At 72.6% G+C, this 15,777-nt stretch carries 13 protein-coding genes; 4 read left to right on the forward strand and 9 right to left on the reverse strand.

From position 1 onward, the window contains the following. The first annotated feature begins 34 nt into the window (after positions 1-34). A complete protein-coding gene (gene glgX, locus PIR53_13680) occupies positions 35-2,227 on the forward strand; it encodes a glycogen debranching protein GlgX (GenBank protein WZH51062.1) in 2,193 nt (730 codons plus the stop codon). Between the two features lie 73 nt (positions 2,228-2,300). Here glgX and PIR53_13685 read toward each other — a convergent pair whose 3' ends face one another. Next, positions 2,301-3,035: a hypothetical protein gene (locus PIR53_13685; GenBank protein WZH51063.1), complete on the reverse strand. Its 735-nt coding sequence runs from the start codon at positions 3,033-3,035 to the stop codon at positions 2,301-2,303. A gap of 172 nt (positions 3,036-3,207) precedes the next feature. Between PIR53_13685 and treY the strand changes: the two genes are divergently transcribed. Together treY and treZ are read left to right on the forward strand one after the other, a co-directional pair. Continuing rightward, positions 3,208-5,571, forward strand: coding sequence for a malto-oligosyltrehalose synthase (gene treY, locus PIR53_13690; GenBank protein ID WZH51064.1), 2,364 nt, complete (start codon positions 3,208-3,210; stop codon positions 5,569-5,571). Further along, positions 5,568-7,346: a malto-oligosyltrehalose trehalohydrolase gene (treZ, locus tag PIR53_13695; protein ID WZH51065.1), complete on the forward strand. Its 1,779-nt coding sequence runs from the start codon at positions 5,568-5,570 to the stop codon at positions 7,344-7,346. The genes treY and treZ overlap by 4 nt, the downstream gene beginning before the upstream one ends. 12 nt (positions 7,347-7,358) lie before the next feature. On the opposite strand, the gene PIR53_13700 is transcribed toward treZ, so the two are convergent. After that, positions 7,359-7,790, reverse strand: a complete 432-nt coding sequence (locus PIR53_13700; protein ID WZH54459.1) for a nucleoside deaminase — start codon at positions 7,788-7,790, stop codon at positions 7,359-7,361. Between the two features lie 40 nt (positions 7,791-7,830). Next, positions 7,831-8,316 (reverse strand): tRNA adenosine deaminase-associated protein, encoded by a 486-nt coding sequence (locus PIR53_13705; protein WZH54460.1) that lies wholly within the window; start codon positions 8,314-8,316, stop codon positions 7,831-7,833. A gap of 99 nt (positions 8,317-8,415) precedes the next feature. On the opposite strand from PIR53_13705, the gene upp reads away from it, so the two are divergent. After that, positions 8,416-9,057 (forward strand): uracil phosphoribosyltransferase, encoded by a 642-nt coding sequence (gene upp, locus PIR53_13710; protein WZH51066.1) that lies wholly within the window; start codon positions 8,416-8,418, stop codon positions 9,055-9,057. A 286-nt stretch (positions 9,058-9,343) separates the two neighbouring features. Here the strand turns inward: upp and ccsB are convergent, their stop codons facing one another. The 6 genes from ccsB to hemL are packed head-to-tail and all read right to left on the reverse strand — an operon-like array spanning position 9,344 to position 15,553. Next, complete coding sequence (ccsB, locus tag PIR53_13715; GenBank protein ID WZH51067.1) at positions 9,344-10,390, reverse strand: c-type cytochrome biogenesis protein CcsB; 1,047 nt, start codon at positions 10,388-10,390, stop codon at positions 9,344-9,346. After that, positions 10,387-12,072, reverse strand: a complete 1,686-nt coding sequence (locus tag PIR53_13720) for a cytochrome c biogenesis protein ResB (protein ID WZH51068.1) — start codon at positions 12,070-12,072, stop codon at positions 10,387-10,389. Before PIR53_13720 ends, ccsB begins: the two co-directional genes overlap by 4 nt. After that, positions 12,069-12,878 carry a cytochrome c biogenesis protein CcdA gene (locus PIR53_13725; protein ID WZH51069.1) on the reverse strand — a complete coding sequence of 270 codons (810 nt, stop codon included), beginning with the start codon at positions 12,876-12,878 and terminating at the stop codon, positions 12,069-12,071. The genes PIR53_13720 and PIR53_13725 overlap by 4 nt, the downstream gene beginning before the upstream one ends. Continuing rightward, the gene (locus PIR53_13730) at positions 12,871-13,479 is read right to left on the reverse strand and encodes a TlpA disulfide reductase family protein (protein ID WZH51070.1); all 609 of its coding nucleotides are present in this window, start codon (positions 13,477-13,479) and stop codon (positions 12,871-12,873) included. The genes PIR53_13725 and PIR53_13730 overlap by 8 nt, the downstream gene beginning before the upstream one ends. After that, on the reverse strand, positions 13,479-14,180 hold the full coding sequence (locus tag PIR53_13735) for a histidine phosphatase family protein (GenBank protein WZH51071.1): 702 nt from the start codon (positions 14,178-14,180) through the stop codon (positions 13,479-13,481). Before PIR53_13735 ends, PIR53_13730 begins: the two co-directional genes overlap by 1 nt. 26 nt (positions 14,181-14,206) lie before the next feature. After that, positions 14,207-15,553 carry a glutamate-1-semialdehyde 2,1-aminomutase gene (hemL, locus tag PIR53_13740; protein ID WZH51072.1) on the reverse strand — a complete coding sequence of 449 codons (1,347 nt, stop codon included), beginning with the start codon at positions 15,551-15,553 and terminating at the stop codon, positions 14,207-14,209. Between the last annotated feature and the right edge of the window lie 224 nt (positions 15,554-15,777).

The raw sequence follows: 15,777 nt of genomic DNA on the forward strand, positions 1-15,777 counted from the left end.
TGGGGACGACACCGACGATCAGGGAGGGCACCTCGTGGAGGTCTGGCCAGGCACGGCGTACCCGTTGGGCGCGACGTTCGACGGAAGCGGCACCAACTTCGCACTGTTCAGCGAGGTGGCGGAGCGCGTGGAGCTCTGCCTCCTCGACCCCGATCCGGACGGGGGCTTCACCGAGAACCGCATCGAGCTCACCGAGGTGGACGCGTTCGTGTGGCACGCCTACCTGCCGACGGTGCAGCCGGGGCAGCACTACGGCTACCGCGTGCACGGCCCGTGGGACCCGGCGAACGGACTGCGGTGCAACCCCGCCAAGCTGCTCCTCGACCCGTACGCGAAGGCGACGAGCCGCGACATCGACTGGGACCCGGCGCTGTTCTCCTACGTCTTCGGCGAGGAGGACACGCGCAACGACGACGACTCCGGGCCGCACATGATGCACAGCGTCGTCATCAACCCCTTCTTCGACTGGGAGGGCGACCGGCGTCCGCGCACGCCGTACGAAGAGAGCGTGATCTACGAGGCGCACGTCAAGGGCCTCACGCAGCTGCACCCCGACGTGCCCGAGGACATCCGGGGCACCTACGCGGCGCTCGCGCACCCGGCGGTCACGGAGCACCTCACCAAGCTGGGCATCACGGCGATCGAGCTCATGCCGGTGCACCAGTTCGTGCAGGACAACACCCTGCTCGAGAAGGGCCTGCGCAACTACTGGGGCTACAACACCATCGGGTTCTTCGCGCCCCACGCCTCCTACGCCGCCAACGGCGAGGGACAGCAGGTGCAGGAGTTCAAGTCGATGGTGAAGGCGATGCACGAGGCGGGGATCGAGGTCATCCTCGACGTGGTCTACAACCACACCGCCGAGGGCAACCACCTCGGGCCGACGCTCAGCTTCAAGGGCATCGACAACCCGGCGTACTACCGCCTGGTCGAGGACGACCAGCACTACTACATGGACTACACCGGCACGGGCAACAGCCTCAACGTGCGGCACCCCCACTCGCTGCAGCTCATCATGGACTCGCTGCGCTACTGGGTCACCGAGATGCACGTCGACGGGTTCCGCTTCGACCTCGCCTCGACGCTGGCCCGCGAGTTCTACGACGTGGACCGGCTCGCGACGTTCTTCGAGCTCGTGCAGCAGGACCCGGTGGTGAGCCAGGTGAAGCTCATCGCCGAGCCGTGGGACGTCGGTCCCGGCGGCTACCAGGTCGGCGGGTTCCCCCCGCAGTGGACGGAGTGGAACGGCAAGTACCGCGACACGGTGCGCGACTTCTGGCGCGGGGAGCACATCCTGGGCGACTTCGCGTCGCGGCTCGCGGGCTCCAGCGACCTCTACGAGAACTCGGGGCGGCGCCCGTTCGCGAGCATCAACTTCATCACCGCCCACGACGGCTTCACGATGCGGGACCTCGTCTCCTACAACGAGAAGCACAACGAGGCCAACGGCGAGGACGGCAACGACGGCGAGAGCCACAACCGCTCGTGGAACCACGGCGTGGAGGGCGAGACCGACGACCCGGACGTGCTCGCCCTGCGGGCGCGCGACCAGCGCAACCTCATCGCCACGCTGCTGCTCAGCCAGGGCGTGCCGATGCTGCTGCACGGCGACGAGCTGGGGCGCACCCAGGGCGGCAACAACAACACCTACGCCCAGGACTCCGAGATCGCCTGGGTGCACTGGGACGCCGCCGACCGGCCCCTCGTGGAGTTCACCGCCGCCGTCGCACGGTTGCGGCGGGCGCACCCGACGTTCCGCCGCAAGCGGTTCTTCACCGGCAACACGGTGCGCACCCCGCTCCCCGGGGAGGAGGGCGACCGTCTCAACGACATCGTGTGGCTGCACCTCGACGGCCGTCCGATGGAGGACGGCGACTGGACGGACGGCGAGGGCGCCGCGGCCCAGGCGCTCGGCATGTACCTCAACGGCCGCGGCATCGCCGGCAAGGACCAGCGCGGCCAGACCATCGTCGACGACCACTTCCTGCTCTACTTCAACGCTGACGGCGACTGCACCGTGACGCTGCCGCCGGCGGAGTACGCCGAGGGCTGGGACGTCGTCATCGACACGGCGGGCAAGCTGGCCGACGACTCGACCCACGCCCCGGGCGCCGAGCTGCCGCTCGCCTCCCGCAGCGTCATCGTGCTGCGCGAGCAGCAGGCCACGGACGAGACCGAGGTCGACCACTCGGTGGCCGCCAGCATCGCGGCGCTCGCCGACGACTGAGACGACGCCGACCCGCGGACGCACGACGGCCCGGCACCCCTCGGGGTGCCGGGCCGTCGTCGCGTGGGGGGACTCAGCCCATGAGGGAGTTCAGGTCGACCACGTCGGCGTCGGCCGGGGCCTCGAACGAGACCTCCTCGTCGAAGTCGGTGAGGTCGAACGAGCCCTCGTCGCCACCGTCGACGCGTACCGCGTAGTGCGGCTCGTCGACCGCGACCCACAGGGTCGCCGGCGTCCCGTCGCTCTCGTGGTCGATGGCGATGGCCTCGACGCCGTCGATGTCCTCGACGTCGCCCTTGGTGGCCTCGCTGTTGTCGTCGTCGTCATCGGCGTCGTCGGCGTCGTCGAAGAACGACTCGATGGTGCAGAAGTCGTCGAAGCTGCCCTCTTCGTCGGTGATCCACTTGCCCTCGACCTGGCTGAGCAGCTGGTCCAGGGTGGCGTCGTCCATGCCGGCGCCGCCGAGCTGGGCGCGCCAGAAGTCGGCGGTGGGGCGGTACCACCCCTCGTCGCCGATCTTCAGCACCTCGACGTCGCTGCCGTCGATGCCGACCGTGCCCTCGCACCCGTCCGTGGCGAGCACGAGGTCGAGCGACGCCTCGGAGCCGTCGGACTGCATCTCGCCGACGATGCGGAACGACGAGGCGTTCTTCGTCGCCTGCTCGGCGGCGTCCATGATCGCCTGCGCGTCCTGGTCGACGAAGGACGAGGAGTCGCCGGAGTCCCCCGAGTCCCCGGAGTCGTCGGAGTCGCTGCCGCACCCGGCCAGCACGGTCGTCGCCATCACCGCGGTGCCCAGCAGCGCCACGCCGCGGCGCGCTCCTCGTCGCGTCGTGCCTCGCATCGTCAGTCGCATCGGTCGGTTCTCCCCACGTGGTCGTCGTCTCGGGTGGCCGCCGTTGGGTACAGGCCCCGGCTGCCACCCCCACCCTAGGCTGAGGGAACCAGCCCGCCCGGTCACCCCACCCCACGGAGCTCCCTTGACCGCCACGCCGCCCGCTCGCGTCCCCACGAGCACCTACCGGCTCCAGATCACCTCCTCCTTCGACCTGTACGCCGCGGCGCGCGCGCTGCCCTACCTCCACGCCCTCGGCGTCGACTGGGTCTACCTGTCCCCCGTGCTCGCGGCGGAGCCGGGCAGCGACCACGGGTACGACGTGGTGGGCCACCACGGCATCGACGCCTCCCGGGGCGGCGCCGCGGGCCTCACCGCCTTGTCCGCCCGGGCGCGCTCCCTCGGCATGGGTGTGCTCGTCGACGTCGTGCCCAACCACGTCGGCGTGGCGACGCCCGCGCAGAACGCCTGGTGGTGGTCGGTCCTCACGGCGGGCGAGGCGTCGCCGTACGCGAGCGCCTTCGACGTCGACTGGGCCGCCGGCGGCGGCCGGCTGCGCCTCCCGGTGGTCGGCGACGACGACCTGCTGCCCGACGGCGGCATCGACCACTTGCGGGTGGTCGACGGGGAGCTGCGCTACCACGACCACCGGTTCCCCGTCGCTCCCGGCACGCTCGTCGAGCGGGACGGTGGTCCGGACGCGCAGGCGACCCACGCGGCGCAGCACTACGAGCTGGTCGGCTGGCGCACGGCCGACGACCGCCTCAACTACCGGCGCTTCTTCGCGGTCAACACGCTCGCCGCGGTGCGGGTGGAGGACCGCCGCTGGTTCGACGCCACCCACGCCGAGATCGGGCGCTGGTTCGCCGAGGGCCTCGTCGACGGCCTCCGGGTCGACCACCCCGACGGGCTCCGCGACCCGGTGGGCTACCTCGAGGACCTGGCCGCACTGACCGACGACGCCTACGTGCTCGTCGAGAAGATCCTCGAGCACGGCGAGCGGCTGCCCGACGGCTGGCGGACCGCCGGCACGACGGGGTACGACGCGATGGCGCTCGTCGACCGGGTGCTCGTCGACCCGGCCGGCCAGGAGCCGCTCGACGCGCTCGAGACCTCCCTGCGCGGCACACCAGTCGACTGGGAGCAGCTCGTGCACGACCGCAAGCGCGACGTCGCCGACGGGATCCTGGGCTCCGAGGTCCGCCGCATCTCCCGCGAGGTGGTCGACGGACCCGAGGCGCCCGCGGAGGTGGTGGACGCCGTCGCCGAGCTGGTGACCACGATGCCCGTCTACCGGTCCTACCTGCCCGTCGGTCGCGAGCACCTCGACCAGGCGTTCGCCGCCGCCCGCGCGTCACGGCCCGACCTGGCCGCGACGCTCGACGCCCTCGCGCCGGTGCTGGGCGACCCGGAGCACCCGGCGGCGGTGCGGTTCCAGCAGACCTCCGGCATGGTGATGGCCAAGGGGGTCGAGGACTGCGCGTTCTACCGCTCCTCCCGCCTCACCAGCCTCAACGAGGTCGGCGGCGACCCGTCCGTCTTCGCGACCACCCCGGACGAGTTCCACGCGGCGATGCTCGAGCGCCAGGCCACCCGGCCGCACGCCATGAGCGCGGGCTCCACCCACGACACCAAGCGCGGTGAGGACGTCCGCGCCCGGATCAGCGTGCTGGCCGAGGTCCCCGACCTCTGGGCGGGCGCCCTGTCCGAGCTGCTCGAGGCCGTGCCCGTGCCGGACGCCGGGTTCGCCGCGCTGCTGTGGCAGGCGATCGTGGGCGCATGGCCCGCCTCCCCGGGGACCGACTACCGCAAGCGCCTCCACGGGTACGCCGAGAAGGCCATGCGCGAGGCCGGCGACGGCACGACGTGGACGGCCCCGGACGCGGCGTACGAGGACGCGATGCACCGCTGCGTCGACGCCGCCTTCGACGACGCCCGCGTGCGCCGCGTGCTCGCCACCCTGCTCGACACCGTCGTCGACCCCGGCTGGTCCAACGCGCTGGCAGCCAAGCTGCTGACGCTGACGATGCCGGGCGTGCCGGACGTCTACCAGGGCAGCGACCTGTGGGAGCAGTCCCTGGTCGACCCCGACAACCGGCGTCCGGTGGACCTCGACCTGCGCGCCGAGGTGCTGCCCGCCCTGCTCGGCGGCGTCACGCCCCCGCTCGTCGGCGGACTGTCCGACTCGGGCGCGGTCAAGCTGCGGCTCGTGGCCACCGCCCTGCGGCTGCGCCGCGACGAGGCCCGCCGCTTCACGGGCTACGCCCCGGTCGGCGCGACCGGCCCGGCCGCCGACCACGTGCTCGCCTTCGACCGCGGCGGCGTCGTCGCCGTGGCCACCCGGCTCCCCGTCGGCCTGGAGCGCCGTGGCGGATGGGGCGACACCGAGCTCGACCTGCCGCCCGGTCGCTGGTTCGACCGGATGGCCGACCGCCCGGTGACCGGCACCCGTGTCGCCGACCTGCTCGCGACGTACCCCGTCGCCCTGCTCACCCGGGAGGACTCGTGACCGACCGCCTCTTCTCCGTCTGGGCGCCGCGCCCGCGCGCCGTGCGGCTCGTCATCGGCACCGGCGACCACGACGAGGTCGTCGACCTCGCCCGGGGGGCCGACGGCTGGTGGACGCCGCCCGCCGGCACCCTCGACCGCTTCGACCTCACGGCGTTCCCCGAGGGCGTCGACTACGGCTTCCTCCTCGACGACGACCCCGACCCGCGCCCCGACCCCCGGTCGCGGCGCCAGCCCGCGGGCGTGCACGGCCTGTCGCGCACCTTCGACCCGGGCGCCTTCACCTGGACCGACGCCGGGTGGACCGGCCGCCAGCTGCCCGGCGCCGTGGTCTACGAGCTCCACGTCGGCACCTTCACGCCCGAGGGCACCCTCGACGCAGCCGCCGGCCGCCTCGACCACCTGCTCTCGATCGGCGTCGACCTCGTCGAGCTCCTGCCCGTCAATGCCTTCAACGGCACCCACAACTGGGGGTACGACGGCGTGGGCTGGTTCGCGGTCACGGAGGCGTACGGCGGGCCAGCCGCCTACCAGCGCTTCGTCGACGCCTGCCACGCCGCGGGCCTCGGCGTGGTGCAGGACGTCGTCTACAACCACCTCGGTCCGTCCGGGAACTACCTGCCGCTCTACGGTCCCTACCTGTCCAGCGGCCGCAACACGTGGGGCGACTACGTCAACCTGGACGGCGAGGACTCCGACGAGGTGCGGCGCTACGTGCTCGACAACGTCAGCTCCTGGTTCCGCGACTTCCACGTGGACGGCCTGCGGCTCGACGCCGTGCACGCGCTGAAGGACTCCTCCGACCGGCACGTCCTCGAGGAGATGGCGGTGGAGACCGCGGCGTACTCGGCGCAGGTCGGTCGACCGCTGACCCTCATCGCGGAGAGCGACCTCAACGACCCCGTCATGTTCACGCCGCGCGAGGCCGGCGGCCACGGGCTCACCGCCCAGTGGAGCGACGACTTCCACCACGCCGTGCACGTGGCGCTCACGGGCGAGACGAGCGGGTACTACGCGGACTTCGAGCCGCTCACGGCCCTGCAGAAGGTGCTCACCCACGGGTTCTTCCACGACGGCACCTACAGCTCGTTCCGCGAGCGCGACCACGGTGTGCCGATTGACCGCGGCACCACCCCGACGTGGCGGCTCGTCGTCTGCTCCCAGAACCACGACCAGATCGGCAACCGCGCCCGCGGCGACCGGCTCACCGAGCACCTCGACGACGACCAGCTGGCGACCGCGGCGCTCCTGACCCTGTGCACGGGCTTCACCCCGATGCTGTTCCAGGGCGAGGAGTGGGCGGCTTCCAGCCCGTTCCAGTTCTTCACCTCCCACCCGGAGCCGGAGCTGGGCAAGGCGACCGCCGAGGGGCGCATCGAGGAGTTCGCCAAGATGGGCTGGGACCCCGCCGTGGTGCCCGACCCGCAGGACCCGGACACGTTCACCCGCTCGAAGCTCGACTGGTCGGAGCTGACGGAGGGCCGCCACGCGGTGCTGCTCAAGGTCTACCGGTCGCTCGCCCGACTGCGCCGCAGCCAGCCCGACCTGCTCGACCCCGACTTCACCTCCACCAGCTGCGAGGTCGACGAGGCGTCACGCGTCGTGCGGGTGCGGCGCCGCAGCGTCGAGCTGGTGCTCGCGCTCGGCACCGAGCCCGTCACCGTCGACGTGCCCGCGGGGCGCGCCGTGGTCTGGGCGACCCCGGGCGGGTACGACGAGCGTGGCGCCTCCGTCGTCGTACCGCCGCACGGTGCGGTGGTCGTCGCGGACGCCTGACGGGACGAGCGGTCAGCGCTGCTCGGCGAAGAACGCGTCGAGCAGCCTGGCCGACTCCCCCGCCATCACGCCGCTGACGACCTCCGGGCGGTGGTTGAGCCGGCGGTCGCGCACGACGTCCCACAAGGACCCGACGGCGCCGCCCTTCTCGTCCCACGCGGCGAAGACGATCCGGTCGACGCGGGCAAGGACGGCCGCGCCCGCGCACATCGTGCAGGGCTCGAGCGTGACGACGAGCGTGCAGCCCGTCAGGCGCCACTCCCCGACCTCCCGCGCCGCCGCGCGCAGCGCGACGACCTCCGCGTGGCCCGTGGGGTCGCCGTCGGCCTCGCGGACGTTGCGCCCCCGGGCCAGGATGCGGCGGTCGGGGCCGAGCACGACGGCACCGATCGGCACGTCGCCCGTGGCGCGCGCCGCGGCCGCCTCGGTGAGCGCCGCACGCATGGGCACGTGCCAGCGACCGCCCTGGGGGTGGATCACGACGTCACGCGGAGGTGAGCCCCACCGCGTCGTCGAAGAGCCGGCCGAAGCCCAGCTTGCGGGCGATCTCCGAGACCATCTCGTCGGGGTAGAGGTCGAAGTCGTCGAGCAGCAGGCCGAGGTCCATGGCGTTCATGCCGAGGTCGGCGAGCAGCCCGAGGTCGCCGGCCGGCTCCTGGTCGTCCTCGTCGTCGGGCAGGGGCAGGTCCAGCGCCTCGAGCGCGGAGCGGGCGATCTCCCACTCGTCGGCCGCCGTGACGTCGGAGAGCAGCACCCGCGTGCGGGCACCCGCGACGCGGAGCAGCACGAAGAAGTCCTCGTCGACCGCGACCACGCCGATCGCTCCGCCGTCGCCCGGGAAGCGGCGCAGCGCGGCCGCGAACTCGTCCACCGAGTCGAGCACGTCGTCGACGATCTCGTGCAGCTGCCAGACGCCCTCCTCGCGGTAGGCCACGAAGGCGAAGTCGATGTTCTCGTTGTCCACGCCGATCCCTCCTCGTGCCGTGTCCCGACCGTCCGGGTCCCAGCGTGACAGACCCGGCCACGACACGCCATGGGGATACGCGCCGCTCACCGTAGGGTTCAGCCCATGGACACCCTCGTCGTCGACCACCCGCTCGTCGCCCACAAGCTGACCGCACTCCGCGACGAGCGGACCGACTCCCCCACGTTCCGCCGCCTCGCGGACGAGCTCGTCACCCTGCTGGCCTACGAGGCCACCCGCGACGTCCGCGTCGAGCCGTCCGACATCACCACGCCGGTCTCGCCCACCACGGGCGTGCGGCTCTCGAGCCCCAAGCCCCTCGTCGTACCGATCCTGCGCGCCGGCCTCGGCATGCTCGACGGGATGGTGCGGCTGCTGCCCACGGCGGAGGTCGGGTTCCTCGGCATGGTGCGCAACGAGGAGACGCTGCAGGCGTCGACCTACGCCGAGCGGCTGCCGGACGACCTGTCGGGCCGGCAGTGCTACGTGCTCGACCCGATGCTCGCGACGGGCGGCACCCTGGCTGCCGCGATCCGCTTCCTCGTCGACCGCGGCGCCGACCACATCACGGCCGTGACGCTGCTGTGCGCACCCGAGGGCACGGCCCGGCTCGAGCAGGAGCTGGCCGACCTCGCCATCCCGGTGACCGTCGTGACGGCGGCGATGGACGAGCGGCTCAACGAGCAGGGCTACATCGTGCCCGGGCTCGGCGACGCCGGCGACCGGCTGTACGGGGTCGCCGACTGAGGTGGGGCCTGAGGGGCGGTCGGTTCCCCGGCTGACCGGGGAACCGACCACTTAGACCATCAATGTTGATGGTCTAAGTGGTCGGTTCGGTGCGCGGCCGCGCACGCAAGCGCTCGCTGGTCGGTGGTGGACGGGCCGCGTGGTCGACCGACCTGAGGACGACGGTCGGGCCGAGCCGCGCCGTACCGACGATGGTTGAAGCACCAACACGCCACTTAGACCATCAACGCTGATGGTCTAAGTGGCGTGTTCCCCGGCTGACCGGGGAACCGACCGGGCTTCCCGATCACGCGTAGGAGTGCATGCTCGACGTCGAGAAGAAGTTGATCCCGATGAAGTTGAACCACAGCGTCGCCAGGCCGATGAGCGCGAGGATCGCCGCGTTGCGGCCCTTGAAGCCGGCGGTGGCCCGGGCGTGCAGGTACGCCGCGTAGACGACCCACGTGATGAACGCCCAGACCTCCTTGGGGTCCCAGTTCCAGTAGCGGCTCCACGCCTCGTGCGCCCAGATCGGGCCCGTGATGAGCACCGCGAACGTCCACACGGGGAACGCGAAGGCGTGCAAGCGGTAGGTCAGCCGGTCGAGGCCGACGAGGTCGGGCACGCGGGCGAGGTAGCCCCGCACGACGGGAGCCTCGGCCTCCGGACCGTCGACCGGGTCGACGTCGCCCGCGGGCACCGCGGCCTTCGCCTTGCGCTCCGCGCGCTCCTTCAGCAGGAACAGCATCGACGTGAAGCCGCCGAGCGTGAACGCCGCCGTGGCGATGACGGCCGAGACCACGTGGATGACGAGCCAGTAGGAGTTCAGCGCCTCGGTCAGCGGCGCCACCGGCTGGTAGAGCCAGATGACGTCGACCATCAGCACCGTCACGACGAAGCCGGTGACGATCGGGCCGAGCCAGCCGAGCCGGAACTTCTTCAGCAGCACCAGGTAGGTCAGCGTCACGAAGAACGAGCCGGAGAGCGTGAACTCGTACATGTTGCCCCACGGCACCCGCGCCGGCTCCGCCGCGAGACCGCGGCCGAGGAGGGCGACGAAGTGCGCCGCGGCGGCGGCGACGGTGAGCAGGATCCCCAGCCGCTCGCCCATGGCGACGCGGCGGCGGGTCTCCTCCCCCGCCGCGTCGGCGACCTCGGCCTCGGTCCACGCGTCCGCCGTACGCCGCGGGGAACGCCCCACGCCGGCGCCGACGGTCTCGCGCGCCGCGGCCGCGACGGGCACCTTCCGCAGCGACGCCCACTGCCACAGGTGCGCGACCAGCGCCAGGAAGTAGAGGATCCCGCAGAATCCCACGGCCTGGTTGCTCAGCGTCTCCCACGCCTCGTTGCTCACGGGCGGTCCTCCTCCAGCGCGGGCCGGGCCCGCTCGTCACCGGCGGCGCCGTCCGGCGCACGCACGTCCTCCAGGATGCCCTCGAGGGCCTCCTCGCCGCCACCGGCTCCGGTGGAGCGATCGAGCACACCGACGGTGACCAGGGCACCGTCGCCGTCGTCCTTCACGCGCACCCACACCCGGCGGGGGCGGATGAACAGCGAGCCGAGCAGCCCCAGCAGCGCGGCCACGACACCGCCGAGCGCCACGAGCTTGCCGGGCGTCTCGCTGATCTGCACGCGGTTCCACTGCTGGATGCCGTCGAAGCTCACCGTGCCGAGCCCGTCGGGCAGGTCGGCGCTCTCGCCGGGCGCGAGGTCCAGGCGGAACTGCGCCCCGCCCGTGCCCTCGACCGGCGTCAGCCCGTCGAGGTCGAGCGCGTAGACCGACTGCGGCGTCCCGTCGTCCATCCCCAGGTCGCCGGTGAAGACGACCATGGAGAGGAAGGGGTTCTGCGCCTCGCCGATCACCGAGTACGGGCCGGTCTCCATGTCGAAGCCGTAGGTCGGGTAGAACTCGCCCTGCAGCCCGACCTGCTCGTCCAGCCCGTCCGGCACCTTGACGACGCCGAAGCTGGCGAAGGTCAGGTCCGTGGGCAGGAAGATCGTGGGTCCGGAGTAGACGACCTCGCCGTCGGGGTCGCGCACCGTGATCACGGGTGCGTAGCCGTGGCCGATGAGGAAGATGTCCGTGCCACCGATGCTCAGCGGGTGGTTGACCTTCAGCTCGTAGGACTTCTCGTCCGCGTCCGGGTCGGTCGCGTCCTCGACGTACGTGATGTCCGAGGCGAAGCCGCGCGCCTGGCCGAAGGCCTCGCCCGACCGGTACCAGTCGATGGAGAAGTCGTCGACCGTGAACGCGAACGGCTGCAGGTCGTCGGCGGACCAGAGGCTGCCGGGGTCGAGGTCGTCGTACTGCGTCAGGTTGTTGGAGAACCCGCCGCCCTTGAGCACGATCACGCCGCCCTGGAAGCCGAGCAGGCTGCCCATCGCGAACCCGGCGAGCACGACGAGCACCGACAGGTGGAAGACGAGGTTGCCGGCCTCGCGCAGGTAGCCCCGCTCCGCCGCGACGACGACGTCGCCGTCGGGGTCCACGTCGGTGTCGACGACGCGGTACCGCCGCTTGCGCAGCGCCGCGGCGTACCGCTTGCCGATCTCGTCGGCGCTCGCGGGGTCCCGGTACGTCGCGTGGTCGGGCAGGCGGGTGAGGTTGCGCGGCGCGCGCGGCGGGCGCGCGCGCAGGCCCTTCGCGTAGACCTTGATGCGCGGCAGGATGCAGCCGACCAGGGACACCATGAGCAGCAGGTAGATGGCCGCGAACCACGGCGAGTCGTAGACCGAGAACAGGCCGAGCGCCTCGTAGACGGGCGTCAGCTTCGGGTGCCGGTCCTGCCACTGCGACACCTCGAAGGCGTCGACCGCCTGCTGCGGCACCACGGAGCCGGGGATCGCGGCGAGCGCGACGAGCAGCAGCAGCACGAGCGCCGTGCGCATCGACGTGAGCTGGCGCCAGCCCCAGCGGAGCAGCTCGACGGCGTTGAGCTCGCCGCTGCGCCGGCCGGGGTTGCCCGAGCCCGGCCCCTCGACGGGGGCGGCGCCGGGTTCCATCCCTGCGCCCTCGGAGGTCTCGCGGGCGCTCACACGCCCACCTCGTACCCGGTGATGAGCGAGCGCTGCAGGTCCTGCACCACGACGTCCCACCAGCCCGTCACGAGGAGCACACCGACGGCGACGAGCATGAGGCCGCCGACCCGCATGACCAGGACCTGCCGCTTCCGCAGCCAGCCCACGGCCCGCATCGACCAGCCGAAGCCGAGCGCGATGAGCACGAAGGGGATGCCGAGGCCGAGGGCGTAGACCCCCGACAGCAGGGCGCCGCGCCCCGCGGTGCCCTCGTTGTAGGCCAGCGAGGTGATCGCCACCAGGGTCGGGCCGACGCACGGCGTCCAGCCCAGGCCGAAGAGGAAGCCGAGACCCGGGGCCGCGAGCAGGCCGACGGAGGGGATCTTGTGCACCCGGACGTCGCGGTCGAGACCGGGGATCCGCAGGAAGCCGGCGAACGCCAGGCCCAGCACGATCGTGAGCGCGCCCAGCACGATCGTCAGCGTGCGGCGCCACTCGAAGAACCAGACGGCGATGCTGGCGGAGGCCACCCCGAGGAGCACGAACACCGTGGCGAAGCCCGCGACGAACAGCAGGGACCCGGCGAGCAGGCGGCCGCGGCGCACGCGGACCCGCTCGGCCGTGAGCGTGCCGCCGCCCGTGGGGCGGCCGCCCGTCGCGTCGACGACCTCGGCCGCGGACATGCCCGTCGCGTAGGACAGGTAGCCCGGCACCAGCGGCAGCACGCACGGGGAGAAGAAGGAGACGAGGCCGGCGATCAGCGCGACGGGCACCGCGAGGAGGAGCGAGCCGCTCGCGGCGGTCTCCGCGAAGGCGTCACCCATCGCCGCCACCGGCCCCGGCCGCGCCCTCCTCGTCGAGGACCGACTCGACGAGGGTGGTCACCGTCGTCGCGGACGGGACGCGACCGACGATCGTCGCGGCGACGCGGCCCTCGCTGTCGAGGACGGTGGTCGACGGGATCGCCCGCGGCGAGAGGGAGCCCGCGAACGCGAGGAGCGCGCGCCCGTCGGGCGAGTAGAAGGACGGGTACTCCACGCCGTACTCCCGCTCGAAGCTCTGCGCCTGCGCGGTCGAGGAGTCGCGGTTGTTGATGCCGACGAAGGCCGCGGAGTCGCCCAGCTGCCGGGCGGCCTCGACGAGGTCGGGTGCCTCGGCGCGGCACGGCGGGCACCAGGAGCCCCAGACGTTGACGACCACGGGGGTGCCGCGGAAGTCCTCGAGCGACAGCGGCTGGCCCTCGAGGTCCTCGCCGTCGAGGACGATGGGGTCGCCGCGCTCGGCGGGGGCGTACTCGGTGAGCTGGCCGTCGGCCGACACGTAGCCCGCGTCGCCCGTCGCCTCCACGTCGCTGCAGCCCGCCAGCAGGGCGAGGCCCAGCAGCAGGGCCGCCCCGGTCGGGGCGGTGCGCCGTCGCTTCCGCATCAGGGTCGGTGCTCCTCCGCCGCGCCGCCGGCCGAGAAGGGCGCTGCCTTGTCACGGGTGGGGATGAGGTCGCCCGCCGGCTCCGAGTAGGTCAGGTGGGTGAGCAGCTCGCCGCGGAAGTGCAGCGAGGTCAGCGAGCAGAGGGTGCACTGGCGCTTGCGCGGGTCGTGCAGGAACGACCGGTTCTCGACGACCAGCCGGGTCGTCCAGATCGGCAGCTGGTGGGAGACGACCACGGCCTCGTTGGGCTGGCCGGCGGCCGCCTCGGGCGCCGCTGCCGCCGCGTCCCGCGCGTCGTGCACGGCCGCCAGCATGCGGGCCGCGACCTCCTTGTAGGGCTCGCCCCACGACGGCTTGAACGGGTTCCAGAGGTGGCGCCACGTCGCCGGGTTGCGGAGCGCGTTGTCGCCGCCCCCGAAGCGCAGCCCCTCGAACTTGTTGGTGGACTCGATGACCCGCGCGTCGGTGACGACGTCGAGACCGCGCGCGGCGGCCAGCGGCGCCGCGGTCTCCTGGGCCCGCTCGAGCGGCGACACCCGCAGGTGGACGATGGGCCGGTCGCCGATCCGCTCGGCGACGCGCTCGGCCATGGCCCGGCCGTTCGCGGACAGGTGGAACCCGTCGCGGCGGCCGTAGAGCACGCCCTCGGGGTTGTGCACCTCGCCGTGGCGCAGCAGGTGGACGACGGTCTGCTCGGTCATCGGTTCCTCTCGGTGGTCCGTCCGCCTCAGGCGGACGTTCCGTACGTCGCGGCCGCGGCCCGGGCTGCTGCGGGGAGCGCGTCCAGCACGTGCTGGACGGCGCGCTCGTCGTGGGCGGCGGAGCAGAACCACACCTCGTACGCCGACGGGGGCAGGTGCACCCCGGCGTCGAGCATGGCATGGAAGAAGGCCGCGTAGGCGGGCAGGTGCTGGCGCCCCGCCTCGTCGAAGTCCCGCACGGCCGTGAGCGTCGAGCCCGGCTCCAGCAGGAAGATCGAGAACATGGTGCCGGCGCGCTGCACGAGGTGGGGCACCCCGGCCTCGCCGAGCGCCGCGGAGGCGGCCTCGCTGATCGTCGTCGCCACGGCGTCGACGTGGGCGTAGACCTCGTCGGTGGCGAGCCGCAGCGTGGTGAGGCCCGCGGTCGTCGCGACCGGGTTCCCCGACAGCGTGCCGGCCTGGTAGACGGGCCCCTCGGGCGACAGCATGCCCATGAGGTCGGCGCGCCCCCCGAACGCCGCGGCGGGGAGCCCGCCGCCCATCACCTTCCCGAACGTCATGAGGTCGGGCACCCAGCCCTCGACCGCACCGTCCAGCCCCCACCCGCCCTGCTTGGTGGCGCGGAACCCCGTCATCACCTCGTCGGAGACGAACAGGGCGCCGTGCGCGGCGCAGGTGGCCGCGAGGAAGGCGTTGAACCCGGGCTCCGGGTTGACGACGCCCATGTTGCCCGGCGTCGCCTCCGTGATGACGCAGGCGATGCGGTCGCCGTGCTCGGCGAAGACCCGCTCGACCGCGGCGCGGTCGTTGTAGGGCAGCACCATCGTCAGGTCGGTCGCGCTCTGCGGCACCCCGGGGGTGCCGGGCACCGCGAAGGTGGCCAGGCCCGAGCCGGCGCTGGCGAGCAGCGCGTCGACGTGGCCGTGGTAGCAACCGGCGAACTTCACGACGACGTCGCGCCCCGTCGCACCGCGCGCGAGCCGGATGGCCGACATCGTCGCCTCCGTGCCCGACGAGGTGAAGCGCACCCGCTCGACCGGTGTGCGCGCGACGATCTCCTCCGCCAGGAGGACCTCGGGCTCGGTCGGCGTCCCGTAGGACGTGCCCCGTGCGACCGCGGCCTGGACCGCCTCGAGCACCTCGGGGTGGGCGTGGCCGAGCAGCATCGGGCCCCAGGAGCCCACGAGGTCGACGTACTCGTTGCCGTCCACGTCGGTGAGCCAGGCGCCCTGCGCGGAGGCGATGAACCGGGGCGTCCCGCCGACGGCACCGAAGGCGCGGACGGGCGAGTTGACGCCGCCCGGGGTCACCGCCGACGCCCGCGCGAAGAGGTCGGCGGAGCGTGCTGTCGGACGGGAGGTCGGGGCAGTCACCGGCCCATTCTCGCCCAGACCGGCAAGGTGGGGCACATCGGGCTACGACACAGCGTCGTTGACGGGGCGGAGAAGGGCCCTCCCACCGCATCAGAACGGTGACACGCAACGATTCCTCAAGGTATCCTCAAGAACTGCGGCGCTTGGTGACCCCTCGTAACCTCCGGGGAACACCGGCGTTAGTCACGTCACACGGCTTGAGGGAGCCACGGATCCGAGCGTGA

Source organism: Nocardioides alkalitolerans (assembly GCA_038184435.1).
Taxonomy (GTDB): Bacteria; Actinomycetota; Actinomycetes; order Propionibacteriales; family Nocardioidaceae; genus Nocardioides; species Nocardioides alkalitolerans_A.

Coding starts and splice junctions, on each gene's coding strand:
- PIR53_13700 (WZH54459.1), bottom strand. CDS start 7,790: ATGCGTGCGGCGCTCACCGAGGCGGCCGCGGCGCGCGCCACGGGCGAC.
- PIR53_13725 (WZH51069.1), bottom strand. CDS start 12,878: ATGGGTGACGCCTTCGCGGAGACCGCCGCGAGCGGCTCGCTCCTCCTC.
- upp (WZH51066.1), top strand. CDS start 8,416: ATGGACACCCTCGTCGTCGACCACCCGCTCGTCGCCCACAAGCTGACC.
- PIR53_13735 (WZH51071.1), bottom strand. CDS start 14,180: ATGACCGAGCAGACCGTCGTCCACCTGCTGCGCCACGGCGAGGTGCAC.
- PIR53_13730 (WZH51070.1), bottom strand. CDS start 13,479: ATGCGGAAGCGACGGCGCACCGCCCCGACCGGGGCGGCCCTGCTGCTG.